This is a genomic window from Stenotrophomonas sp. YJH_SMC_6 (genome assembly GCF_059371335.1).
Genome location: NZ_JCAFUM010000003.1, coordinates 67,649 through 92,083, shown reverse-complemented (window position 1 = coordinate 92,083; position 24,435 = coordinate 67,649). Strand labels below are relative to the sequence as shown.

Here is a 24,435-nt window from a genome sequence, read left to right as displayed (position 1 = left end):
GAGGCTTGCGGGGCAGTATCTGGATGTCTATGGAATGGCGCCCTTCGGGCTGGGGCCGACGCTTGACCCGTTCGCCCCATTGGTCGCTGCGGCTTGATGGCGAGTACGTTGAACTCAGTGTCTCCGGCCAGCAGTACCGGCTGCGCGTGGATGATGATCAGCAGGTGCAGGTCCATCGAGGGGTCTTCTGGTCACGGGTCGAACTGCAGACCGGCGATGCTGCCGGGCTGTGCGTGGACGGGCTCCCCAACGGACCAGCGTCCCGGCTTGCGGGGGCCCTGCAGCACCTGCTCTTTGCGCGAACCACGCGTGGACGCAAGGCCCTGTTCGACACGATTCTGGAGCAGATCCAGTCCTGGTTGAGCGACGCGGATGCCCTCATCGATCGTGGCGGTGCCGGCCGCCGCTGGATCACCCATGAGCAGCAGCAGGCGCTGCTGGCGAAGCGCTCAGACCTGCCCCTGCAGCCGCCTGAGCTGGAGCAGCTGTTCCGCGATGAAGACGTGCATGAAGATCTGCATGCGGACAGCCATCGCGCAGCGCTGGACGCCCTGCGCGACTGGAACCTGGATTGGCCCGCTGCCTGGGCCGAAGCCAATGAGGCCATGACCCTGCGCGAGCTGGTGTTGGCCAGGGGCTTCCTGGGCCGTGTCGAGAGCAAGCCGCTGACCGAGGAACAGGCCCGCGCCGTCATCTGCTTCGACAATCGGGTGCAGGTCGTGGCCGCGGCCGGCTCCGGCAAGACCTCCACGATGGTCGCCAAGGCCGCTTATGCCATTGACCGCGGCTTTGTCGAGCCCGAACGCATCGTGATGCTCGCCTTCAACAAGGATGCGGCCAAGGAACTGGAGGAGCGTGCGCAGCGAACCTTCGATCGACTCGGCATGGGCAACACCGTGGTTGAGGCCCGGACCTTCCACGCCCTGGGCCTGGCCATCATCGCCAGCGCCACCGGCCGCAAGCCCGACATCCCCGAATGGGCCATTGACGCCACGCTGGGCTTCAACAAGCTGGCCGAACTGGTGGACGACCTGAAGGATCGCTCGATCCACTTCCGCACCCAATGGGACATGTTCCGCCTGGTGTTCGGGCGCGACCTGCCGGCATTCGGCGCGGAAATGGAGGCCGATGGCTACGACCGCGATGGCACGCCCTACATCCGCACCCTGCAGGGTGAGCGGGTGAAGAGCCTGGAAGAATGCGTGATCGCCGACTGGCTGTTCTACAACGGCGTGACGTACGACTACGAGCGACGCTACGAATTCGATACGGCAACCGACACCCATCGCCAGTATCGCCCCGACTTCTATTACCCGGACGCCGGCCTGTATCACGAGCACTTTGCGCTGGATGCCGATGGCCAACCGCCGCCGCACTTCGCCCATTACGCCGATGGCATGCACTGGAAGCGCCAGCAGCATGCGGCACGCGGCACCGCCCTTGTCGAAACCACTTCGTTTGGTCTGCGCAGTGGACATGCCCTGCAGGATCTTGCGGAGAGGCTTGGCGAGTCCGGTGTCGAACTCGACCCCAACCCCGACCGCGAGCTGCCCGAGCAGGGCGCAAAGCCCATGCCGGACGCGGATCTGATCGGGCTGATGCGCACCTTCATTGCCCATGCCAAGAGCAACTGCCTGACGCTGGACGATATGGCGGAGCGCCTGCGACAGATGCCCGAAGACCAGTTCAAGGAACGGCATCGGCGCTTCCTGGAAATCGCCAGCCCTGTTTTCCAGGCCTGGGACAACGCACTGGCTGACGAGCACGGCATCGATTTCGAAGACATGCTCAACATGGCGGCCGACCTGCTCGAACAGGGCCGCTATGAATCGCCCTACGAACTGGTGATGGCCGACGAATTCCAGGATGCCTCGCGCGCCCGCGCCCGGCTCTGCCGAGCATTGGTAAGTAAACCAGGACGCTACCTGTTTGCAGTAGGCGATGACTGGCAGTCGATCAATCGCTTCGCCGGCGCCGACGTTTCGGTGATGACCGGATTCCGCGAATGGATGGGGCATGGCCAGGTGCTGAAACTGGAGCAGACATTCCGCTGCCCGCAGGCGCTCTGCGATGCGTCCAGCCGCTTCATCAGCCGGAATCCAGCGCAGATTGCCAAGGCGGTTCGTTCTGCCTCACCGGCAATGGGGCCAGTGCTGCAAGCGTTCCAGATGAATCGTCGCGAGGAGCTGCAGGATGGCGTTCGCCAGTACCTCGCCAGGCTGCATCAGCAGCTGTTGTCAGGCGCGGTGCCGCAGGGCCGCAATGGGCGCGTGACTGTATTCATCCTGGGGCGGTATCGCGCCGATCGCAGCGCGGTACCACCGGATTGGAAGACTGCCTTCGGCAGCACGATGGACGTGGAGTTCCTCACGGTCCATCGGTCGAAGGGATGCGAGGCGGACTACGTGATTCTGCCGGGCATGATCAACCGCAGCTTCCCGAGCCTGCGCTCGGATGACCCGGTGCTTTCCCTGGCAATGCCGGAGGGTGATACCTACCCGCTGAGCGAAGAGCGGCGGTTGTTCTATGTCGCGCTGACGCGTGCGCGACGCTCGGTGGCCATGTTCACCCTACAGGGGAAGCGTTCGCCGTTCCTGGACGAGCTGGTGAAGGACGGAGCAGTGGAAGTGACCGCGATTTCAGGCGCAGCCATCCACGAAGAGCGCTGTCCGGTGTGCAAGGTCGGCGTGTTCGTGGACCGCAATGGGCCGCATGGGGCCTTCCGGTCGTGCTCGAGTTACCCGTTGTGCCATAACAAGCCGAGGGGTGGGCGGCCTGGGTGAATACACCCTGCTCCATCCACATGCGCCTGACTCAGGGTGCCGGCCCTGAGCCATGGCACCTCCGGAAAAGAAAAAGCCCCTCCTGGGCCGAAGCTTTCGTCTGAATGGAGGCGGAGTTGCGAGGCATCGCAAAGACCCCGCACGTCCTCACGACGTCTTCTTACGGGATCATGCAACCTCCGTACTGCAGATAATGGTGAACACACAGCGAAGCTCCACGAGCGGCGGTGACCTCAAGCCACTGCCCCGCTCATACGCTTCCGCGCGGACACCCGAAATGTCAATGACTGCATTCGCGCGTGCCACAGCGCTTTCAAGCCGGTCCGGCATCACCTGGGAGCGCGATCGCGCCGAGCATGCACACCTGCTCATACTGCGAGGAACCCATTGAGATGCGCTGAAACAGAATGTGGGGAAAGACGATACCTGTCCCCGAGTCAGCGCGGTCGGTGACCTGCTTGCGCGAGGCACAAGAACAAGTGAGAGTTCGAGGCGCAGGTTGGGCTCAATGCATCAGCAGTCGATATGAACGAGCTGATCCAGCCTAGCGCGCCAGTGGAAGTGTCGCCGACGAAACACGATGGCACCTACGAGCAATCACGCGCCATCCTGACGCCGCGATCCTCTCAGGCCGCCGAGAACTGCAGAGTCAAGAGCGCGCTCCATTACCCACACCTCATCGACCTCGAACCTTCCCCGGCGACCCGCTCTCGATCTGCTCGACCAGCTCATTGAAGACGGGCCTCCTCTTCATTATTTCCAGCACAGAATCGCCCACCTCATCCAAGATCATGGGGTCCGCACCACAGGAAAGAAGATAGACAACGGCCTCGAAACCTTCATTAATCACCGCATTCGCCATCGGCGTCAGCCCAATATCTCCGAGCACGTCAATATTCGTCACGAACGGCATCAGCCCCTTCAGCAGCTCCACGTCATTGTTGAACGCCGCTACATGCAGCGGTGTATCGTCATCGATCCCATGGCTTTCAGGGCACGTCAGCTCGCAGCCTTCGAAGGTGTGGTAATCATCGAACCTCGCAAGCAGCCTCTTCAGTTCCGGATCAGTTGCACTCATCGGGGCACTCCCTCCGAAGTCTCTCTTCAAGGATCTTCAGCTCCGCCCAATCTCTGGCATTCACCGCAGCATGGCGCCCTCCAGGGTACTTTGGCGTCATCCATCGCATGTCCCATGAATGCCGCGCCAAGGCAAGCTTCTTCATGTACTCGATTCTATTCCTAAGATTTCTGCATGGATCCTCATCCCGCTTATATCCCTGCTGATTCAACTCTTTGTACTTCCGGTACTCGAGATCCCTTCGTTCCTTATCGGTCAACCACGCCGAATTCATCAGCGCCCCCAACAGCGACGCGTTGCCGCTTGTCGGATCGAGCCACGCACCGAGATCCATGAACTGCGCTGCCGTTGCACTCGATGCCACAACGCCTGCGGTATCCATCTCCGAGCTCCGCCCTGTATCGGCCAGCTGTCCAGCCAAGCGCTGCAGCTCGCGAAGACCCTTTGGGTCAACGCGCTGGACAGGCCGAGCACTTACATAACTGAATGTTGAAATACCCCCAGCGAGCCCAATCGGATCGCTTTGGGAGTAGCGCCCCACTACTGGGTCATACTCGCGTTGATAGTTGTAGAACAACCCGGTCGCTTCCGTCGCCTGCTGCCCCGGGAAACGAAGTGAAAGGTCGAATGCCACGCCATCTCCATCTGGATCCGTATTCGGCATCTGATTGCCGAATACTTCGCTCTTGCTGCTCCATTCCCATATGGCAGTGTTGCGGACAGGATCGACCACGACGCGCGGCGTTCCGAGGTGATCGGGCTGGATGTAGACCAACTCCGGAGAACCAGCGTCTGCAGAGCTGATCAATGCCACTGGATAGTCTTCAAGCCAGATCGCCTGCTGCGACCGACCTGATTCAAAGTGGTCGCCCAGCCATTGCCCGGCTTCGTCATAGAGGGTGATCTGCTTATCACCGCCGAACGGAACGCGAAGAATGCGCTCCCCTAGGTGATTGTATGCGTAGCCCTCAAGCAAATTCCCGTCCTGCTTCACCGCTGCCATGCGATTGGCGTCGTTGTACACGTATTCCTTGCCTTCCACGCGAACGGTGTTGCCGGAGGCATCATGATCGCGCCCCACACCATCCACAGCCGTCAGGTGATGACTCGTCGCGGGATAGGTGTAGAGCGAGGCGCCACCCGCGGTCTTCAGCGACGTGCGGTTACCAGTGGAATCGTATGCATAGGTTTCGATGGGCGTTGCGGTGAGCCCATCCTGAGTCTGCGTGAGGCGCCCCAAGGCATCATAGGCATAGCGGGCCATCACCTGCGAGCCACTGCCATTCTTCAGCGCCACGATGGAGCCAACGGGATCGTAGCTGTAGCTCTGGGAGAGCCCCCCGGGAGTCGGATCATTCACAGCCTGTGCGCGATAGTCGAGATCCAGAGAACGATCCAGCCGCCGACCATTGCCATACGTCCAGCCGATCGCCGGACCGAAGGCGGCGTAGGCTACGTCCTTCACCACGACCTGCCGGGCCTGACCAAGCCGGGTCAGGCCAATTTGATTCACACGATCAAAGCCATCCCGGACGTAGTCGACAATGCTCCCGTCCGGGTACACCAATGTCGCAAGGTTTCCGGATGGACTGTAGGAGTATCGCACTGTCCGTGTCAGACCATTGATCGTCTGCACCTTCCGGGTGATCTGGCCAAGCCGACCGTAGCAATACAGCGTGCTGCCGCCAGCATGCTGCACCTCGCCGAGCCTCCCCTTTGCAAACCGCTCGTCGGCAGGGCACGACTCTGGCGCCAGGTCATAGCTGTAGCTCACGTCAAGACTGGTATCCGGGTAGGCAATTCCAATCACCCGATCCAGAGCATCGTACCGATACGAAGCAGTAACACCACGGGCATCGGTGAACGTCCGACGGTTACCACCGGAGTCAACCGTGTACAGACTGGCACCGCTGTCTGGACTGACTTGCCCAGTCAGGTCGCCGTAGCCGTTGTAGGAATAGGTTGTAGACAGCCCCTTGGGATCAGTTACCCGGGTCACCTGATCCATGGCGTTGTAGTGCGTACGGACTTCCACATTCAAACCGCCGACATCCTGAAGGGACAGCACAAGGCGATTCAATGGATCGTATTGCTGTCGGTTCTTGCGGCCCAGAGCATCGGTCGTGGAAGCGATGTTACCGTTGGCATCGTAGGAGAAATCAGTGGGATTGGCGCCGGCATCCGCCTCTGTCGCCAATTGCCCGAACTGGTTGTAGATCCGGCTGAGCGCTCGCTTCAGTTCGCCATTTACATCCCGCGTCTCTTCCGCGACGCGATTCCCCGCATTGTCCAGGATGAAGGTGATTGAGTTTCCTTGGCTATCGGAAATCGCCGTCAATCGGTGAGCTACGTCGTAGGAGTAGGAAATAGATGATCCATCTGGCTGTGTCACCTGCCTGACTAGGCCTGTGGGCCAGTAGTCGAGACTGATCGCGCGCGCACCGGCGCCGGATGCGGAATCAAATCTGACAATGGCTGGCCAGCCACGTGGATGGTACGCAATCTCGGTAACGATGCCATTGGGGTCTTTGACAGACGTCGGTCTTCCAGCCCCGTCATAGGCAAGCACCTCGGAGATGTGACCCGCTGCGTTAACGACTTTCCACAGGTCGCCTTTCCTGTAGAGGCATGAGCCGGAGCCCGCAGCGCAGCCCGCATCGCTGCTGGGATAGTAGACATAGGAGGTCGTGTCAGTGACATCCAATCGGGGTCCGTCGACCTGAGTAAGCAGACCAAGCAATGGGCACCGCGCTGCAGCCACATCGTCCGCTTCGCAGTAGGTGCTTGTCGTGGTTCGCGTCTCGCCCGTCGCCGGATCGACCTGCGTGGCAGCCAGCGCTTGCCCGCGTGCGTTATAGGTCCAGGTGGACTTGGATACCAATACGTTCGCCGCATCAAGAATGCGGCGCTCGACCGGCACCCTTAAACTGGAATGCCAGTCGGTCTGCACGGTTCGCCGCAGACCCGTTGCATCGTTGGCAGCTTCGACACGCTGGACTTCGAGCAGGCGCGCGTTGTGACTGAATGTTGTCTCGTTACCGGCAAAGTCCACCGATGACTGCACCATGCCATTCCCATCATAGGTCTTGGCCCTGGCGGTGTTGCTACACCCCAGACACAGCTCATCGAGGGACGCGAGCCGGGCGACACGATGCTTCACATCGAAGCCATAGTGGCGCACCTTCCCCAAGCTGTCGGTGACAGTCGTCGTGCCATCGTCATTGAACGCTAGCAAGGTTCTATCGATGGTACCCGTCGCGTAGTCACCGTGGACACTCAAAACACCACGCCGATAGCCATCGTAACCCCAGCTCGCGTAGCGCTGACCACTTTCATCGGTGATGCCCGTCAACGTGTGGGGCTGGGAAACACCAGTCGTCTGATCCAATTCGTTGTAGTGGTAGCGACGGACGGACTCACCGGCTGGCGCTTCCGGATAGGAAACGCTGACCAGATCCCCATCGGCGTAGCCATATCGGATAGCACGCCCGGTTGGCAACGTAACCGATGCGACCATTCGATCCTTGTACGTGAAGACCAGACTTCGCCCTTCGGGGTCGGTTACCTTCTCCAGCCTCTTGATGCCATCCGCATAAGCATTGGACAGTACCTGTCGATGACCGCCAAGATCGGTGATCGATGTGAGCAGACCATCACGATCATAGGTTTCTACGGTGCCGTCGCCGCGCGAATAGGTGAACGAGCTGAGTGCCCCTCCACTCATGAAAACACTGATCCTACCTGCAACATCTGCATCGCTCAGCCACTCATCGCCAACGCGAGTGAAGCTCTGCCGCGCTCCATTTGAGCGCCGCGCAATGATCCGATACATCACATAGTTGCCATCCGTCACCGGATAAAGGCGTGCTGAGTACGAATGCGTCCAACCCGCCCCCATCGGCAGAGGATCACCTTCAAGCGCCCGACCGCTGTTGTATGTCCTCTCCAGGCTCAGCGGGAAGACGCCCGCACCAACAAAGTCGACTTCATGCTGCCGCTTGTTGCCGGTGGCGCTGTCAATGGGATTGCTTCCGTTGCCTCCCGCAATGAGACAATTGCTGTCGCATTTCGGTGAGCCGTACTCGCCAGTTTCAGGATCCTCGAGACCGGGAAGCGGATACTCGGGTGGGCCGTCTTTCTGAACGCATCGCCCTGCGCGCCTGCTCCACTTCTCCTCGGAAGGACACCCAAACCCCCAAGCTGCCACATGCAATCGTGACTGCCCCACAGGACGCATGAAAGCGTGAGGTCCAGGCGGGTTTCCGATCCAACCGACCCCATATCCAGGTGCGCAATAGTTGTGCCCAGCGTATGCAGGCAGTGTTGCCTGGCATGTAGCCATTGCCTGCTGCATAGACGTGTATGCACGCGCTGCAGGGGACATCGCACAGCCCGCCACAAAGAGAAGCGTAATCATCAGCCGAGCGGCAAGCCAGCTGATACCTGCTTCAGAAAGAAATGTACCCGGACTTCCCCGTCGGATCTTCCTCATGACCTTACCTCTTCCTTGAAATTGCCGATCGAACTTGCCTAGCAACAGCATTTCGCAGCGGGTACGGAGGCTTCGACATGTACATAGGACCATATCGATGCAGCGCTGCCCGTCGCTCCGATCCAACTGTGCTGCTATCCATTGCTAACCATCAGCCGATGCTTCCAGTCGGCAGGCGGGGCAACAAGCTTCTTGAGGAAGCTACACGATGCCCGCATCAATGACATTGCCCATAAGCGTCAACTGAGACAATTGGCAGCGAATCTGGGCATAGCCGAACGAGATCGACCCACCAGTTCGTGCAGCAATATCCGGCACAACCGGAGTCAGACTGATGACACGAGCCCTCAACTGACGGCATTCGCCCACGAGATCCTTCTCGCACTGTCCGGAAAAACAAAAGAGCCCCTGTTTCCAGGGGCTCTTCTGAACCTCTTGGCGGAGAGAGTGTCATCCAAACCAGAATACAAATTTTTTCCAGCCAGTCCACACAACTCACTTGAAAACTTATAAATCAGACACTTGCAGGCCATGAAATACAAATAGAGTCTAGACCGTTCCCGCCCAGCCAGGCTACTATGTAGGGAACAAAGATGGGAACGAAACCAAGCAATGCTCACAGCGGTGGCAGTCAAAAACGCAGGCCCCGGCAGGCATAGTGACGGCGGCAACCTGTATCTGTACGTCAAGAAGGACAGTGGTCGTAAGACTTGGGTTTTCCGCTACCGAGACCGGCTCACGGGGAAGCTGAAGGACTTGGGACTAGGCTCGGTCAGAGATGTAAGCCTTGCGCAAGCGAGGCATCGCGCCCAGCAGCTCCGAGCCAAACTCGCGACAGGCATAGACCCCTTGCGCGCAAAAAGAGACGCACTGAAAGCGGCGCGGCGCGGCCTAGCAAGACAAATAACCTTTGGAGAGTGCGCACTGCACTGCATTGCGACACATGAGCACGAATGGCGGAACGCAAAGCACAAAGCGCAATGGACCTCGACCCTCAAAACACACTGCGCCTCGATTGAGGACATACCCGTTTCAGAAGTCAATGTGGACCATGTATACGAGGTACTGAAAAAAATCTGGCTCGATAAGACCGAGACCGCGACCAGAGTCAGGGCACGAATGGAACGAGTCCTTGATTGGGCGAAGGCCAACAATTATCGCGAGGGTGACAACCCTGCTGCGTGGCGCGGCAATCTTCGCAGCCTCCTCCCCTCCCCCGCGAGGGTAAAAAAGGTCGCGCACAGACCTGCATTAGGCTACACAGAAGTGCCAGCCCTGATGCGCGAGCTGGCGTCCAAGACTGACCTGTCCGCAGCCTGCCTGCGCCTCCAAATTCTTACAGCGACTCGTCCAGGCGAAGCTTCGGCCGCTCGATGGGAGGAGTTCAACTTGACCAATAGAACCTGGAAAATTCCAGGGTCACGCACAAAGACCGGAACGGAACACGCTATCCCCCTATCCGTCCAAGCCATTGCATTGCTGACCAGCCTTTCGACATCGGGGGGCGCTTTCCTGTTTCCTGGGAAGCCAGGTAAGTCCATCACAACTGCGGCCCCCTTGAAGCTCCTGAAGTCGCTAAGAGCGGGACAGACATGCCACGGCTTCCGAAGCTCCTTCAGAGATTGGGCTGCCGAGGTCACCCATCACAGTAGAGAAGCGGCAGAGCTATCGCTTGGACACGTCATCAAATCCAAGACCGAGGCAGCCTACTTCCGTTCTGATATGTTCAAAAAGCGAGTTCCACTCATGCAAGACTGGGCGGACTACTGCCACGCCAAGCCGTAGCGGCTAGGCCAAGACCAGCGCAGCCCTGGCCAAGCTACCGCTGCCGCGCAAAGCGACCATTTGCGTAAGTCCATACCACCCTCCCCGGAAGGCTTCTCAGTACCGGCCTTCCGTTGCTGCTATCCAAGTAGAAATTGGTCCCTTTGAACTGCTTGGCGCTCTCGGTGTATCCAGGCAGCACATCACTACTCGCATTGTGCCACCGGCCCCCTTCATACCGATAGACGCCCAGCTCATGCAAACCGGAGTTGCCTTCGTAGTACGTCACCAGCATGCTTGAGGCCCCTCGCGGCAACCACATCTGCGTGCTCGCATCAAGCTCAGCGTAGCCATTGCTGGCATCTATACGCGCGAAATCTGATGCCGACACACCCGCATAGCTTGGATGAGTTCCTAGTGCAGCGATGGCCTCGTGGATAGAGACGAATCCCTGCGAGGTGATGGGGCGGTCACAGTCAGTGCCGAGCGGGGATGTCACACGATTCACCCGTACCTGCATGAGGCGGGCCTCAATGCGCTCGTCATACATTTCATCTTCGGGAAGCAACCTTACATTGGCGAGCACAACGGTAGCTGTCCCTTTTGCTACATCCTTGCATCCCGGCCTCCGGGCGTTCGGCACGACCCCAAGGAGCTTGGCGCCCTCCGAAGGGTTTGACAGGCAAAGAGCACCGCCCAACTCCTGTAGCTGCGGATTCCGAGCTAAAGAAGCCGCGTCCAGCTGGAAGCAGACATTGAGTCCTTCGTCCGTCTCAATTCGGGATGCGTCGTGGTATTCCCACTGGCCGGTAACGGTGAGATAGCTTTGCGCCTGGGAGCAAAGCGGAACGAATGCGAGGGATGCCGCGATGACAAGCCGATTCAACATGTGCTCTTTCCTTAAAGTGTAATGTCCGAAGAGACGAGGGGTTTGGGTCTCTCAGAGCGCTACGCCGGAGGCAGGAAGGAGTCCCTGTCTGCGCGAACCCAAAGAAGGCCAAACTTGTTGTCTCTTCAGCCTGGTTGCTGTGTGGACTTTCTAATCTCTCCAGCCATCTACAGAGCAAGCACGGAAGTGATGTCCCGCGCGTTGGGGTCGGCGATCAACTCCTGCACCCTATTGAACGCCGGAATGCTGTCCTTTACGTCAACACATACAAGGCTTTCGACCCCCTTCTCGTAGAAGATGGTGGCAACGCGCTCCTCTCCCGGCATCAGGGTAACGCCCATCATTGCGTGCACGTTCTTGGGCCTGCCCACCATGCGCTTTTGACCGTCAAAGCCCGCACACTCCATGTTGGCCTCCCTGGGAGCGCTCATGTGATTGCGCATCACGCAGTTGAAGCTGACTGGTCCACGCCGTTCGCATGACACGGGTCTGACGAACCCGAATGAAACCATCTCACTCGGGCCAGTCATGGCCGTGAGCTGGTCACAGCCAGCAAAGACATGGGTAACTAGCACTACGCATAGAAGGCGGATGAAGCGCATGATTCTCCTTTGGCTCAGACGGATTTCTTAAGGGAAAAACAGGTCCGACTAGCGGCGCTGAAGGTCTACTTCGCAGTTCGGGCACGAATAGATGTCGCGGCATCCGGACATAGCCACTCCACTGACCAACGCGCCAACAACGAATGCAGTCAGCACTCCGATACCTCCGAACATTGCAAACGCGACGCACGCCGCGACGCTAGAGAGAAGAGTGCTTCCCCACCAGGTCGCATACCAGGGCTTGTAGCTAGCCTTGACGCCCATGAGACCGGCGTATCCGCATTCCAGGCAAGTCAATCCCGGCACGTGGCTACGGTGCTTCTTCAGGTTCTTCCGGACATGCTCTGGCAACGGAGGCGGGACAGAGACCGGGTTCAGATTTGGAGTCGTCATGTAGTTCTCTCATCTCCTTTTTCTATGGCTCGCACGGTAGGTGTCAGGCACTAACTCACTTGCACCTTGTGCGGCCGGAAATCCCACGGAATCCCCTGTCGCACAAGGCTCGCAGCCGCTTTCTTGCCTCAAGATGCGCGCGCAACAAACAATGGGTCATCAGCGCCAAGCTACAGATAATGTAGCATACGTAATGAGCCGGGAGAGCCATTCTGTAGAGCGCTACAGAACGGTCCCTCCCAGCATATGGCGCCCCCTAAGCCACGCAGCATGTTCACCAAGCGCCTCAAGGAGGCGCGCCTATCACTAGGCATTTCGCAGCGAGAGTTGGGCCGCCGCATTGGGCTATCGGAGGACGTTGTGTCTAGCAGGGTGACAAGGTATGAGCTGGGGACGTCGGAGCCGGATTTCGATACAGCTGCTCGACTAGCTAGAGAGCTAGGAGTTCCACTTGCCTACCTCCTCGCAGATAGTGATGCCCTAGCAGACGTCATCCTCTTAGTCAGCAGGCTGCCTTTGGCTGAGCAAAAGAAGTTAGTAGCGAGCCTTAGAGCCAGAGCATCTGGTCCGCCCAACGGTGGCGATTGATGCCTACCTTCAGTTCCATTCATCACTAACCCGATAGAACTAGGTGACACATTGCTTATCAGGGTGCCTCAAAACTTGTCTCTTCGGGAGGCTCTAAATTTCTGCACACGCCTATGGTCACTGGAGGCTTGCGAGGAAATCACGTTTGATTTCGGCCGAATGGGTAGAATCGAGCCATTCACAATGGCCCTGCTTGCTTCTGAATTGAAGCGATTTCGGACTTCCAGGCCCGAAACTCGCTTCCGCGCGGAGAATCATGCAGAGTCCACTTACGCAGCGCACATGGGATTTTTCCAAGCCTTTGGTCTAGAGCACGGGAATCGGCCAGGCGAAGCTCAAGGCAGCGGCAACTATCTACCCCTGACCTATTTGAATGTGGAAGAGATTAGGCAGCAAGCCGCCCAGAGCTACGAACCCGTTGGTGAGTTCCTTGACCGCGAGTCGGGACGACTGGCCCACGTTCTCACTAGGCTGCATGAAGGCCAGCTAGTTGATACGCTAACCTACTCATTGCGAGAAATACTCAGAAATGCGGTAGAGCACTCACAGTCAGAGAAGCTTGCCTATTGCGCGCAATACTGGCCGACACGGCATCGTGTTGAGATTGCGGTACTGGACACAGGCATGGGAGTGCGCGCCTCTCTCGCGGCAAATCCCTACATTGAGGTTGACTCCGACAGAACGGCTTTGCAGCTGTCACTGATGCCAAGTATATCGGGCAAGATGTATCGCGGGGTCCGTAGAAGACCGGGGGACCACTGGCAAAACTCGGGCTACGGCCTCTATATGACCAGTAGACTTTGCCGGAACGGAGGGAGCTTCTTCATTGCTAGCGGTCAATCCGGGGTTCTACTCACTCCCGGGCAAAAGACAGACTTTGCATGTAACCTACCCGGTACCGCACTTCGGCTGGTGATGGACACCAACCTAACCCTAAGCCTGCAGGACCGCCTGGGCCAGTTTAGGTCTGAAGGATACGCGGTCGCACAGCGGTTCTCCGGCGAGCACGCCATCTCTCCCTCATCAGCATCCACTATGCTGGCGAGAGACTTCGCGGGCGAATGAGTCCACGCATTGCCAATAGCGACGCTGCATGCTGCTCATGCCTTCATCCCCCAATGCCCCCAATGCCGGCACGGGATTCATCCAGTCGCAGCAAGGGCTCTGTATACGCTGCTTCTACTGATGGAAAAGTGGTCAGCTAATTGCTCAATACTGAACCCTTCTTCGGCTCGAAGCCTACGGATGCGCTCCCCCTGCTCACTCGTGAGCGCCCTCTTGCGGCCAAACTGGACGCCCTTCTGCTGAGCGAGCGCGATGCCATCTCGCTGGCGCTCGGCGCGGATATCCGCCTCAAACTCTGCGAAGGCTCCTAGCAGGTTGAACATCAGTTTGCCTTCTGACGTGGTCGTATCCAGACCTTGGTCGAGCACCCGAAGACTGACACCCTTCCGCTTGAGTAGCTCGGCAATTTTGGCGAGGTCCAGCACTGACCGGGCCATGCGGTCCAAGCGACACACGACCAACGTGTCCCCGTCGCGGAGATACTCCAACGCCGCTTGTAGCTCCGGCCGATTCTCAGCTTGACGACCAGAACGCTTCTCCTGATAGACCCGGCTACACCCTGCCCTGTGCAGCTTATCTAGTTGAACGTCCAGCGATTGCCCCGCTGAACTCACGCGCGCGTAGCCGATGACCTGCATGAGCCGCCTCAAAACCTCTAGATGTTACGAGAATACCATTCTGGAATGGTTTTTTGTACAGAGACCGAGCCGTCTCAAGTTGTATAGATTCTGGGATTCCAACGCCTTCAGTGAACTGTTAGCCTCTACTGATACATCGGCAGTCACATGCAATGAACTGAAGGAACAGTCCGTGCCAGAGCTACCCACCGCAGTGCGACAAGATATGGAACACCGACTCCGCCTTCATCTTGCTACCAAGATTGGCTATAGCGCTCCTTGCTATCTTGCATCTGGAGGGTCGGCAGCGACGTATGCAGTAACCACTCCATTCGGCAAGCGTGCCGTAAAGGTCTACGACCCTAGGTTCCTCACCGGTCCAGCTGCTCCGGCAGAACAAAGGCGTCTTGCCCTGCAGCGAAGTCTCATTGGTCACTCTTGTGACCAGCTAGTCACCGTGTATGCCGTAGATGAAAGCGAGGGCACGGCTTTCATTGAAATGGAGTTTATTGAGTGGCCACAACTGAAGAGTGTTGCTGCCCGCGTCCCCGATGAGGCGGTGTCAATCTTGATACAAGAGTTAGTGAGCGCAGTTACGTATCTAGAGAGGTTGCAGATTGTTCATCGCGACATCAAGCCCGAGAACATTCATGTCTCACCAGATTTTACGCACCTCAAGCTTCTTGACTTGGGAGTCGCAAGAGCTATTGATGCTCATGAGGATGATTCCGGGCAGGGGACAGACCATGGCGACGCTCGTCCCTTCATCGCCACCGCGCAGTACAGCTCCCCTGAATATTTGTTCCGATTGGATGAGCCATCTCCTGCTCTATGGAAGGCGCTTAACATCTACCAGGTAGGTGCTGTTCTGCATGACCTCATTAACAAACGGCCTCTATTTCAGGACGAAGTTGATAAGCAGAATCGTTGGCTCGTAGCTCGGGCTGTGCTGGAAAAGCCGCCCTCATTTCCAGACCCCGACCCTTCCCGCCTGGTCCGGCAGAAAGCACTCGCCGCGCGATGCCTAGCAAAAGACGGGAACATTCGGCTACAAATTGCTAGCTGGAGCGACTTTAATCTTGATGCTCCAGCTGACGGAATCGCAACGTTGCAAGCGAGAGTTAGCAAGCAGAGGGGCTCCCTGGGGGCAATATCGCTTGCAGCTTCGAGCGGACGGCTGGAGTTTGAGCGCCGTGGCTTTATGAAGCGGCTATGTGATTCAGTAAGGCTGGAGCTAATCGCGGCGTGCAACCAGCAGATTCGGCTAAACATGTACGCCGAGGAGCACACCTCCCCAGTAGTTTATGTATACGACTTCTCTCTTGCAAATGGACTCACTGTCGTATGCAAAGTTTCGTCCATCTGGAATGATGGAATCCACGCGAGGACAGCAACGATAATGCTCGAGGCCGCGCTAGGGCTGGCTGGCCGCCCTCTTCCGCAGACGAGCGTCTCTGCTCTTACGTCGGCGACAATTGGGGAGTCGGAAGAGCTTGCAATGAACGACGTTGCCAACGCGCTGGGAAATATAGTCGCTGGAGCTATCGACCTTTCTGAAGCTGGAGCCGAACCCGATAGCCTTCATGGCACGGATTTGATGTTTGCATTCAATAGTAGGGGGACTCATTGAGCACAACATGGTGGAAGAACAAAAGTGAGCTGGACCCGACGCAGATTGAGTTCATCAACCTTCCTGCTAAAGGTCGCTATCAGTTGGAAGGACCAGCAGGTTCAGGCAAGACGAACCTCCTGCTCCTGCGAGCACAGTTTGTGGCCGGACAAGGGGATAAGAATGTTCTTGTAGTAACCTACACCAATGCGCTTTGCCACTTCCTGCGAAGTGGCCTAGTGGACTCAGGGTACCTAGAGGCAGACCAAGTTAGAACCTTCCACTCCTGGGCACGCCACCATGTGAAGCTCTACCTCAATAAAGATATCGCTGATGGCGGCGACTTTGACGAGAAGAAGCGCAACGAAGCAATAGAGATGCTTCGAGAGGCAAATAAAAGGGCACCCAATACGAAGCTAATTGGCTCTGTCTTTATTGATGAGGCACAGGACCTCACAATTGATGAAATTTCCTGTCTGTCTGAAATTGCCGAGAACATCTGCATCTGTGGAGACCTGAATCAAGGCATCTATCATCGAGATGGGCTGGATGCTGCGGGAGCACTCGGCCTAAAGAAGTACGCCCTACAGGGCCACTATCGTATCGGTCATCGCATTGCTCATGTGGCAGACCGGCTATTGCCGCCTGCTACGCCTGAAGAGTCGCTTGAGGCAACGTCGAACTACGACGAGCAAAAGCTCGGAAAATCTAGCGCGAAGCTACACACGCTCTCAAGCAGGGACGAGCAGTTTGAAAAGATGCTAGAGATACTGAACGTCCAAGCGGCAGCCTTCGCCGGCGAACGAATCGGCATTCTTTGTGGAAAACGGAGCACGGTGCAGTACGTCTACGACCGGCTACTGGAAACGGAATTGGGAGCGAGCACTTGCTGCCACCTTGCCGAGGGAGCGGACTTCGCCGACGACTTGCAGATTCATGTTATGACGATGCACTCATCCAAAGGGATTGAGTTTAGAGCAGTCCACATGTTTGGCATCGAGGAATTGAAGTATGGACATCTGAACAACCCCACGTTGTCCTACACAGCAGTGACACGCGCCAAGACGGCATTGAATGCGTATAGCACCGGGACAACAAACCCTGAGCTGGAACATGCTTTTGCAGAACCTAAGCATATGACTATCGATGAATTATTTCCGGGCGCGCACTGAATGAATAACTCCAAGCTTGCTTGGTATCAACTAAGCAGAGATGAGATTCCGGATACAGTTCTAGGCACTGCGTCCCTTGCATCCAGGGAACAACAGATTTCACCCACCCCATTAACTGGCACCGACAACGTTGGCTGTGCAGGTTTCGCTTGGGAGGGAGCCAGTCCCCTTGAGCACCATGCACCAACGGCCTTTGTTCTAGATGAACGGACCATTGCCGAGACTCTCTCATGGCTTCGAGTATATGCCGGGGACACCTTCCCATTGAGCCAGTTCTCTCGGGTCCTATCATCTGATGATTGGGAGATGCTTTCGGGGAACGAGGGCACTAGTCGCTCATTCCGCGATGACCGCTGGTCAAGCGTCGTTCTTGGTGAGCTGCTTGCCCAGAGTGAACAAGATGTCACACTGGACAACCTTTCTCTGTCCAGAGTCCAAGCATGCTTCTCAATTGCTGTCGCTCGCGCGCATAAGTTCTATGATTCTTACAAAGTAACCAGGGCTTGCACCGAGCGCCTAAGGGCAATCGAAGCTGACCCCAGGTTTCTGAGGCGCAGCGTCAATATCGATTCACTGGTACCGGTGTGGTCGCTCGCATCTGCGGAGTTTGGACATATTTCCGACCTGAGAGAGCTGTCTGACTTTATCCTTACTGCCGCATTTTCTTATGACGACCCGAAACAGCAGCGCCTAATTAAACCAACCAGCTACCTCCCTGATGCGCTTTATAGTGATTCCATTGAAGAGCGCGTCGTGGCTTTTCAGAAGGTGGCCATGGAAGCTACTGAAAGATTTATTTCCATGCCGAACTCATACTTTCGCTCAGCTGCTACAGTAGCAGTCGCAGCTTTCTTGGTCGGGAAAGGAACAGGTCACGCCTTTCTGATAAAGAGGCAGGGAAGACTGGCCCCCATGGCTCATGTATGGTTCGGACTCATTGCCGGCCTTGCAGGCCCCGCCTTCTGGGACCCGCTGTGGGCTAAGGCCCTAAAGGGCGTTGAGAAGCACGTCAGAGTTTCATTCTCGTGGGCGGACCCGCCGCTGTCAGATATATCATGGGCTGAACACAAGTGGGTTAGCGGCGCGATTCGTGGTGCCCAAGCTCTCCAGGGCATCCCTCGCCAGGTGCAAACAGCACTCTCCATTGAGATATTTCCTGGCGTCTCATGTCAGATGCGCCTACACACTGATGATAATCGAAGTCAAGTGAAATCATCCGTTTCGCACAACGTGGCGCCTCCTCAGCAAGAGCGTGCCTCCCTGCCTCCTGAATTGATTGCAGCCATCGAAGACCTGTATCGATACTCAGAGAAGGCAAGAAATCTTGTCCGAAAGAACGCCAAATTGACCGATGACCTTTTTAAGCCATCGGAGTCTTCGAAAGCAAAGAAGACAAGTAGGAAACCGAAGGCCTGATGGCGCACCTGTCATACAATAGATAAATCAGGGGAGAGCTGACTCCCCTGAGCTATTAGATAGCGATATGCCTGAGGCGCTCGCCTCCCGCGAAGTGAGTCCAGCTCTTAAATCGCGGGTCGAATGGGCATAAACATAACAAGCACTCCATCGAGATTTTCGCCGCACTTCTTCAGGACGTAGTTGGTCATCTCGCCCCTGTCGCGTGCATCATTCAGCTCGATGAACCAATCGTCCCTATTCGGACAGTTCACTTTTGGGTCTCCACACAGTTTTCCTGAAGACCTCCACAGCGTCCGGACTACTTCCATGTAATCCATCGGACAGCCGGGGAGGCGCATGAAGCAATGGATGTGCGTTCCTTGTCGAGTCCCGGCAGCCGATGTATTCCACATCATTTCCCCGCCAAACCCCTCAACTATCGGACACATGGGTATTCTTTTCTTGGAATTTTTGCCAAATAAGTGGCATTTGAACTTGTGCGCAAAACGCCCAAATGCCTCTTCAGCCAGCTTATAGCTGACTCCCATGTCACCACTGAATGTCAACGTCACCATAGCGTTGTGCTCGGCGCTAAGGAGCCAGTCTGCAGCCTGCCTTTGAAATTCAGTTCTCGAATACGTTGTGTCGTCCACTACTTTTACCTTCAAGAGCATTGTGCGTTTGTGCTCTCACAGGTATCTTCCAATGGCGGGACACTTCGCAAGTAGGGGCTATGGCAAATCCGAGGGGCAACCCAGAATTCCTGCGTATCCGTAACTCAGATACTGCTGCGGCGAATCTTGCAAGACAGCGGGCGGCTGATGAGCAGGCACTAAAAGTTTTCGCCCTAGTCATGGAAGCGCTGGAGAACGGCTGCACGGATATGTCGCAGTGCATGCAATGGCTGAATGCGCAAGGTCACTTTACGCGCGGAAAAAACCCTAGGCCCTGGTCCAACAAGACGTTCAAACGGGTCTTAGGGAGGCTTGCAAAGCGCCAGCTAATTTCACTGCAGGATGCCCGGCGTGTCCTTGGACTTCGTCGTTGACGCCTACTCCATGTCGTCTGACGATTCGCGACAGACTGCTCCCAGTCTTTCTGGAAGAGTATGTACGCTCTTCACGTAGACATACGTGCGATTCCCCATCGGGAACGTTTCAAGCAGCCCTTGACTCGCATACTGGAACGCCCTTGTCCGCGATATCCCATGTGCCTTGCACACATCGACCAACGGTCCGTACGCGACCTCAAATGTCGGCTGCTTTGCCATGCCCTTCCCCTTTCGTCGTTGTCCAATTGTAGTCAGTGACTAGCTTGGGAACAAAGTAGGGAACAAAATGAAAGGCCGCAGTTTGTGACCTTTACTTTCAAGAACTTACGTCAGAACTTGGCGGAGAGAGTGGGATTCGAACCCACGGAAGGTTTGACCCTTCGCCGGTTTTCAAGACCGGTGCCTTAAACCGCTCGGCCACCTCTCCAATCTGGTCCCGGTCGCCCGGGCAGCGGCGTATTCTCGCACGTGAAGGCCATTTGCCCAAGACCACCCTTGCTCCCGCCCTTCGCATCCGGCACGGTGGGGCCTCCACTGCAATCGGATCCCCCATGGCCCACCTCGATCTGGCCAACCTGCGCACCACCCTGCTGGACGACACCCAGCTGGCCGCAATGGCCCTGCATCGCACCTTCGCCGGGCACCTGCCGGTCAGCAGCGGGCATCTGGTGGTCTGCGATCCGCTGGTCCAGGCCGAGGCGCCCGCGCTGGCCGACTACACCGCCCCGCTGGGCCGGCATCCGGTCGAAATCATCGTGCACAGCGGCCGCCCGGCGTTGGCCGTGGTCTGGTTCAAACCCCGCGAAGCCCTCACTGCGTCTGCCCTGCACTGGCAGATGGCGCGCTGGACCACGCAGGATCTGACCGGTCTGGATGAAGACAGCTTCATCGGCTATCCGGTCGACGCTGGCATCGGCTGCTTCATGGATACAGACACCCAGCGGGCGCTGCTGGCCCTGATCGAACAGGCCGATGGCGACGAAGACAACGCGTGGTCGGATGCGCTGATCGACCATGACGGCCTGGATGAAGGCGCCGAGTACCGCCCCTGGGGCGAGGACTCACCGCACGGCCTGGTCGTATTCACCAGCGGCTGGGGCGACGGCGTCTATCCGAGCTACTGGGGGCTGGATACGTCCGGCATTCCGGTCGCTCTGGTCACCGATTTCCTGTGCATCCAAGGCGGTGATGGGCGCGACGATCGCGAGATCGCCGACCAGGCCTATCGCGACAGCCTTCCGCCCGAAGAGGCTGAAGCGCTGGCACGGCTTGTAGCGGCCGTGAACCACGATGACCCGGATGCGCTGCGAGAGCTGCTGAAGGATGCGCCACAGCGCGCCAACCAGATTGAGCCCGGATGCGGTGGCACCGCCCTGTTCGAGGCGATCCGTCTGGACCGCCCAGAGGCGTTGCGGGTACTGCTGCAGGGCGGCGCCTTGCCGGCCATGCCCGAGCGCCTGCACATGAGCAAGGTGACCAGCTATCTGGACTACGCGCGCTTCCTGAAGAAGCCGCGCAGCGCGGAACTGATGGCGGTGCTGGAAGCGCCGGTCATTGCCGAGCCCACACCGGCCGCACCCCCGCGGCGCAGCTTCTGGGACCGGCTGTTCGGCCGGAACTGACCGGGGCCGGAAAGCAGCAACGCCGGGCATGGCCCGGCGCTACCGTTTCACAGATCGGCGGTGCAGTTGCGGGTAGGTACCTCAGCCCGCGTCCACCGCCAGCGCACCCAGTGCACTGGCCTTGATCCGCTCCTTGGCCTTTTCACAGGCGCCACCGCAATCCAGGCGCGAGGCCTCCAGCTGCGGCGGCAGGTGCTCGGCCAGGAAGTCGATGAACACGCGCACTGCCGGCAACAGGCCGCGGCGCGAGGCGAACACGGCGTGGCACACGCCCTGCGGCAGCGACCAGTCCGGCAGCACCACTTCCAGTTCGCCGTTGCGCACCGCATCGGCGCACACGGTCTCCGGCAGCATGGTGATGCCAAAACCGTCCTTCACCATGCTCTGCAGCAACGGGAAGTCGAAACCGGCTACGCGCGGCTGCAGGTCAACCCGGCGAACCTCGCCTTCCGGGCCGTGCAGCTCCCAGCGCTGGCGGGCTTCGTCTTCGCTGATGCTGAGGGTGACATGCTGGGTCAGCTCTTCCGGATCCTTCGGCCGGCCGGCGCGGTCCAGGTACTTCGGGCTGGCCACCAGCAGTTCCTGCACCTGGCCAAAGCTGCGCATCACCAGGCTGCCATCGTCGTCCAGGCGCGAACGCACGCGCAGGGCCACGTCGTAGCCTTCGTTGATGATGTCCACGCGACGATTGCTGATGTTCAGCTGCAGGCGCACCTTCGGGTACTGCTCGAGGAACTTGGGCAGCAGCTTGGGCAGCTGCATCTGCGCCAGCGACACCGGCACGCTGGCGCGCACCACGCCGCGCGGCTCCGCGCTGAGCCGGTCCACAACTTCGCGCGCGGCCTGGGCCTCGGCCAGCATCGTCTGCGCATGGCGGTGCACGCTGGTGCCGACATCGGTGACCGCGAAACGGCGCGTGGAGCGCTGCAGCAGACGCACGCCCAGGTCGGTTTCCAGCTGGCTGATGCGGCGGCTCAGTCGCGACTTGGGGATACCCAAGGCGCGCTCGGCAGCGGCGAAGCCGCCGTGGTCGACCACCATCGCGAAGTAGTACAGATCATTCAGGTCATGCATGCCCGAGTTCCATATCTAGAACAATACGTGGCATTCAATCACCTTTATTCCGCCTTTGCAACAACCTATCGTTCTCTCCGTCGGCGGGGCCACCCCGCCCCTTCCCTCCAGAACATAGGTGACTGCCATGAAGCTTCTGCATCTCGACGCCAGCGTGCTTGGCGACAATTCCGTCTCGCGCCAGCTGTCGGCCGCCGTGGTCGCCCGCTTCACGGGCCAGATCGATGGCCTGCAGGTCGATTATCGCGATCTTGACGCCAATCCGGTACCGCATCTGCGCAGCAGCTCGCTGGCCAGGACCGATGCCGCCGAGGCGACCGATGCTGAACAGGTGATGCAGCAGTTCCTGGACGCCGACATCGTGGTGATCGGCGCGCCGATGTACAACTTCAGCATTCCTTCCACGCTGAAGGCCTGGATCGACCGCGTGGCCGTGGCCGGCCGCACCTTCAAGTACACCGAGAACGGCCCGGTGGGCCTGGCCGGTGGCAAGCGGGTGATCATCGCCAGCAGCCGCGGCGGCATCTACACCGACTCGCCGGCCGACTTCCAAGAGCCGTTCCTGCGCCAGGTGTTCGCCTTCATGGGCATCAACGAGGTCGAGTTCGTGCGCGCCGAGGGCATCGCCTACTCGCCGCAGCACCGTGAAGACGCCATTGCCGGTGCACTGGCAGCTCTGCCGTCGCACGAAGTGGTCGAAGCTGTCGCTGCATAAGCGTTCCAGCGTTCGGCGCCGCTCTCTCCTCGTCGAGGCGCTGAACGCGGGCCGTGGATCCCCTCCCCCATCCCGGCCCACCCTGGCGGCCCCGCTTTGCGGGGCCGTTTTTTTGCGTCAGTAGATCCACGCCATGCGTGGATTCGGTGCCATGCAAGCATGGCACCCACCCGAGCCGAAGCAGTGCCATGCAAGCATGGCACCCGCCCGATCAGGGAATCAGGCGATGGTTTCCAGGCCGCCCATGTACGGGCGCAGGGCTTCCGGCACGGTGATGCTGCCGTCGGCGTTCTGGTAGTTCTCCATCACCGCGATCATCGCGCGGCCGACGGCCACGCCCGAGCCGTTCAGCGTGTGCGCCAGCTCCGGCTTGCCGGTGGCCGGGTTGCGCCAGCGGGCCTGCATGCGGCGGGCCTGGAAATCACCACAGTTCGAGCACGAGGAGATCTCGCGGTAGGTCTCCTGCGACGGCAGCCAGACTTCCAGGTCGTAGGTCTTCACCGCCGAGAAGCCCATGTCGCCGGTGCACAGCAGCACCTTGCGGTACGGCAGGCCCAGCTTTTCCAGCACTACTTCGGCGCAGCGGGTCATGCGCTGGTGTTCGGCATCGCTGTCTTCCGGGCGGCTGATCGAGACCAGCTCGACCTTCTCGAACTGGTGCTGGCGGATCATGCCGCGCACGTCGCGACCACCGCTGCCAGCCTCGGCACGGAAGCACATCGAGTGGGCGGTCATGCGCAACGGCAGACGTTCGGCATCGACGATCTCGTCGCGCACGATGTTCGTCAGCGGTACTTCCGAGGTCGGGATCAGGTAGCGCGTGGAATCGCCCACGGCCGTCTTGAACAGGTCGTCCTCGAACTTCGGCAGCTGGCTGGTGCCGCGCAACGAATCGGCGTTGACCAGCAGCGGCACGTTGGTTTCCTCATAGCCGTGCTCGCCGGTGTGCAGGTCGACCATGAACTGGGCCAGCGCACGGTGCAGGCGCGCGATCGGGCCGCGCAGCACGGTGAAGCGCGAGCCGGACAGCTTGGCCGCGGTCTCGCCGTCCAGCCAGCCGTTGCGGGCGCCCAGTTCGACGTGGTCGAGCACCTTGAAATCGAACTGGCGCGGGGTTCCCCAGCGCGACTGCTCGACGTTGTCGTTCTCGTCGGCACCGGCCGGCACGTCATCGGCCGGCAGGTTCGGGATGCCCATCGAGATCGCTTCGATCTTCTCGCGCAGCTCGTCCAGCGCCACTTCCGAGGCCTTCAGCTCGTCGGCGAAGGCTGCGACCTCGGCCATGATGGCCGAGACGTCCTCGCCCTTGGCCTTGGCCTGGCCGATGGCCTTGGAACGGCTGTTGCGCAGGCTCTGCAGCTCCTGGGTCCGCACCTGGATGCGCTTGCGATCAGCCTCCAGGGACTCCAGGGCAGACACGTCGAGCTCGAAGCCGCGGCTGGTGCGCAGGCGTTCGGCGAGGTCGGCGGGCTGGTGGCGGAGCAGGGCTGGATCAAGCATGGCAGGTGTCGTGGTGGGTATCA

The 24,435-nt window shown here is 58.8% G+C and carries 16 protein-coding genes and 1 tRNA gene; 8 read left to right on the top strand and 9 right to left on the bottom strand.

The genetic code is table 11. The features are described from left to right. The first annotated feature begins 29 nt into the window (after nt 1-29). Complete coding sequence (locus AC5P9N_RS03865) at nt 30-2,783, top strand: UvrD-helicase domain-containing protein (protein WP_049396596.1); 2,754 nt, start codon at nt 30-32, stop codon at nt 2,781-2,783. Nucleotides 2,784-3,459: 676 nt separating this feature from the next. On the opposite strand, the gene AC5P9N_RS03860 is transcribed toward AC5P9N_RS03865, so the two are convergent. Next, on the bottom strand, nt 3,460-3,861 hold the full coding sequence (locus tag AC5P9N_RS03860) for an ankyrin repeat domain-containing protein (RefSeq protein WP_043034632.1): 402 nt from the start codon (nt 3,859-3,861) through the stop codon (nt 3,460-3,462). Next, nucleotides 3,848-8,353, bottom strand: coding sequence for an RHS repeat-associated core domain-containing protein (locus AC5P9N_RS03855; RefSeq protein WP_164212579.1), 4,506 nt, complete (start codon nt 8,351-8,353; stop codon nt 3,848-3,850). The genes AC5P9N_RS03860 and AC5P9N_RS03855 overlap by 14 nt, the downstream gene beginning before the upstream one ends. A gap of 612 nt (nt 8,354-8,965) precedes the next feature. On the opposite strand from AC5P9N_RS03855, the gene AC5P9N_RS03850 reads away from it, so the two are divergent. Further along, entirely contained in the window at nt 8,966-10,138 is a 1,173-nt protein-coding gene (locus AC5P9N_RS03850) for a tyrosine-type recombinase/integrase (RefSeq protein ID WP_164212578.1), read from the top strand. 34 nt (nt 10,139-10,172) lie between these two features. Here AC5P9N_RS03850 and AC5P9N_RS03845 read toward each other — a convergent pair whose 3' ends face one another. Then, a complete protein-coding gene (locus AC5P9N_RS03845) occupies nt 10,173-11,006 on the bottom strand; it encodes a hypothetical protein (protein WP_164212577.1) in 834 nt (277 codons plus the stop codon). A 167-nt stretch (nt 11,007-11,173) separates the two neighbouring features. Further along, complete coding sequence (locus AC5P9N_RS03840; RefSeq protein WP_180863497.1) at nt 11,174-11,608, bottom strand: hypothetical protein; 435 nt, start codon at nt 11,606-11,608, stop codon at nt 11,174-11,176. Nucleotides 11,609-12,247: 639 nt separating this feature from the next. Between AC5P9N_RS03840 and AC5P9N_RS03835 the strand changes: the two genes are divergently transcribed. Beyond that, complete coding sequence (locus AC5P9N_RS03835) at nt 12,248-12,589, top strand: helix-turn-helix domain-containing protein (RefSeq protein WP_315974216.1); 342 nt, start codon at nt 12,248-12,250, stop codon at nt 12,587-12,589. Between the two features lie 1,142 nt (nt 12,590-13,731). On the opposite strand, the gene AC5P9N_RS03830 is transcribed toward AC5P9N_RS03835, so the two are convergent. After that, the gene (locus tag AC5P9N_RS03830) at nt 13,732-14,292 is read right to left on the bottom strand and encodes a recombinase family protein (RefSeq protein ID WP_164212574.1); all 561 of its coding nucleotides are present in this window, start codon (nt 14,290-14,292) and stop codon (nt 13,732-13,734) included. Between AC5P9N_RS03830 and AC5P9N_RS03825 the strand changes: the two genes are divergently transcribed. The 3 genes from AC5P9N_RS03825 to AC5P9N_RS03815 are packed head-to-tail and all read left to right on the top strand — an operon-like array spanning nt 14,291 to nt 18,468. Beyond that, nucleotides 14,291-15,901 carry a protein kinase domain-containing protein gene (locus tag AC5P9N_RS03825; RefSeq protein ID WP_164212573.1) on the top strand — a complete coding sequence of 537 codons (1,611 nt, stop codon included), beginning with the start codon at nt 14,291-14,293 and terminating at the stop codon, nt 15,899-15,901. The genes AC5P9N_RS03830 and AC5P9N_RS03825 overlap by 2 nt on opposite strands. Continuing rightward, entirely contained in the window at nt 15,898-17,052 is a 1,155-nt protein-coding gene (locus AC5P9N_RS03820) for a UvrD-helicase domain-containing protein (RefSeq protein ID WP_164212572.1), read from the top strand. The genes AC5P9N_RS03825 and AC5P9N_RS03820 overlap by 4 nt, the downstream gene beginning before the upstream one ends. Then, a complete protein-coding gene (locus AC5P9N_RS03815) occupies nt 17,053-18,468 on the top strand; it encodes a hypothetical protein (protein WP_164212571.1) in 1,416 nt (471 codons plus the stop codon). A gap of 107 nt (nt 18,469-18,575) precedes the next feature. Here the strand turns inward: AC5P9N_RS03815 and AC5P9N_RS03810 are convergent, their stop codons facing one another. Next, complete coding sequence (locus tag AC5P9N_RS03810) at nt 18,576-19,124, bottom strand: hypothetical protein (protein WP_164212570.1); 549 nt, start codon at nt 19,122-19,124, stop codon at nt 18,576-18,578. Nucleotides 19,125-19,838: 714 nt separating this feature from the next. Next, nucleotides 19,839-19,928 (bottom strand) — tRNA-Ser (locus AC5P9N_RS03805). Nucleotides 19,929-20,052: 124 nt separating this feature from the next. Between AC5P9N_RS03805 and AC5P9N_RS03800 the strand changes: the two genes are divergently transcribed. Next, on the top strand, nt 20,053-21,123 hold the full coding sequence (locus AC5P9N_RS03800; RefSeq protein WP_099484032.1) for a DUF4241 domain-containing protein: 1,071 nt from the start codon (nt 20,053-20,055) through the stop codon (nt 21,121-21,123). Nucleotides 21,124-21,204: 81 nt separating this feature from the next. Here AC5P9N_RS03800 and AC5P9N_RS03795 read toward each other — a convergent pair whose 3' ends face one another. Then, nucleotides 21,205-22,197 carry a LysR family transcriptional regulator gene (locus AC5P9N_RS03795; protein WP_005410175.1) on the bottom strand — a complete coding sequence of 331 codons (993 nt, stop codon included), beginning with the start codon at nt 22,195-22,197 and terminating at the stop codon, nt 21,205-21,207. A 127-nt stretch (nt 22,198-22,324) separates the two neighbouring features. On the opposite strand from AC5P9N_RS03795, the gene AC5P9N_RS03790 reads away from it, so the two are divergent. Continuing rightward, nucleotides 22,325-22,912, top strand: a complete 588-nt coding sequence (locus AC5P9N_RS03790; protein ID WP_060380481.1) for an FMN-dependent NADH-azoreductase — start codon at nt 22,325-22,327, stop codon at nt 22,910-22,912. A 219-nt stretch (nt 22,913-23,131) separates the two neighbouring features. Here the strand turns inward: AC5P9N_RS03790 and serS are convergent, their stop codons facing one another. Then, nucleotides 23,132-24,412 (bottom strand): serine--tRNA ligase, encoded by a 1,281-nt coding sequence (gene serS / locus AC5P9N_RS03785; protein WP_005410178.1) that lies wholly within the window; start codon nt 24,410-24,412, stop codon nt 23,132-23,134. Nucleotides 24,413-24,435 lie beyond the last annotated feature (23 nt).

Coding starts and splice junctions, on each gene's coding strand:
- AC5P9N_RS03835 (WP_315974216.1), top strand. CDS start 12,248: ATGGCGCCCCCTAAGCCACGCAGCATGTTCACCAAGCGCCTCAAGGAG.
- AC5P9N_RS03815 (WP_164212571.1), top strand. CDS start 17,053: ATGAATAACTCCAAGCTTGCTTGGTATCAACTAAGCAGAGATGAGATT.
- AC5P9N_RS03795 (WP_005410175.1), bottom strand. CDS start 22,197: ATGCATGACCTGAATGATCTGTACTACTTCGCGATGGTGGTCGACCAC.
- AC5P9N_RS03865 (WP_049396596.1), top strand. CDS start 30: ATGGAATGGCGCCCTTCGGGCTGGGGCCGACGCTTGACCCGTTCGCCC.
- AC5P9N_RS03800 (WP_099484032.1), top strand. CDS start 20,053: ATGGCCCACCTCGATCTGGCCAACCTGCGCACCACCCTGCTGGACGAC.
- AC5P9N_RS03845 (WP_164212577.1), bottom strand. CDS start 11,006: ATGTTGAATCGGCTTGTCATCGCGGCATCCCTCGCATTCGTTCCGCTT.
- AC5P9N_RS03790 (WP_060380481.1), top strand. CDS start 22,325: ATGAAGCTTCTGCATCTCGACGCCAGCGTGCTTGGCGACAATTCCGTC.
- AC5P9N_RS03825 (WP_164212573.1), top strand. CDS start 14,291: ATGAGCCGCCTCAAAACCTCTAGATGTTACGAGAATACCATTCTGGAA.
- AC5P9N_RS03840 (WP_180863497.1), bottom strand. CDS start 11,608: ATGCGCTTCATCCGCCTTCTATGCGTAGTGCTAGTTACCCATGTCTTT.
- serS (WP_005410178.1), bottom strand. CDS start 24,412: ATGCTTGATCCAGCCCTGCTCCGCCACCAGCCCGCCGACCTCGCCGAA.
- AC5P9N_RS03850 (WP_164212578.1), top strand. CDS start 8,966: ATGCTCACAGCGGTGGCAGTCAAAAACGCAGGCCCCGGCAGGCATAGT.
- AC5P9N_RS03860 (WP_043034632.1), bottom strand. CDS start 3,861: ATGAGTGCAACTGATCCGGAACTGAAGAGGCTGCTTGCGAGGTTCGAT.
- AC5P9N_RS03810 (WP_164212570.1), bottom strand. CDS start 19,124: ATGCTCTTGAAGGTAAAAGTAGTGGACGACACAACGTATTCGAGAACT.
- AC5P9N_RS03855 (WP_164212579.1), bottom strand. CDS start 8,353: ATGAGGAAGATCCGACGGGGAAGTCCGGGTACATTTCTTTCTGAAGCA.
- AC5P9N_RS03830 (WP_164212574.1), bottom strand. CDS start 14,292: ATGCAGGTCATCGGCTACGCGCGCGTGAGTTCAGCGGGGCAATCGCTG.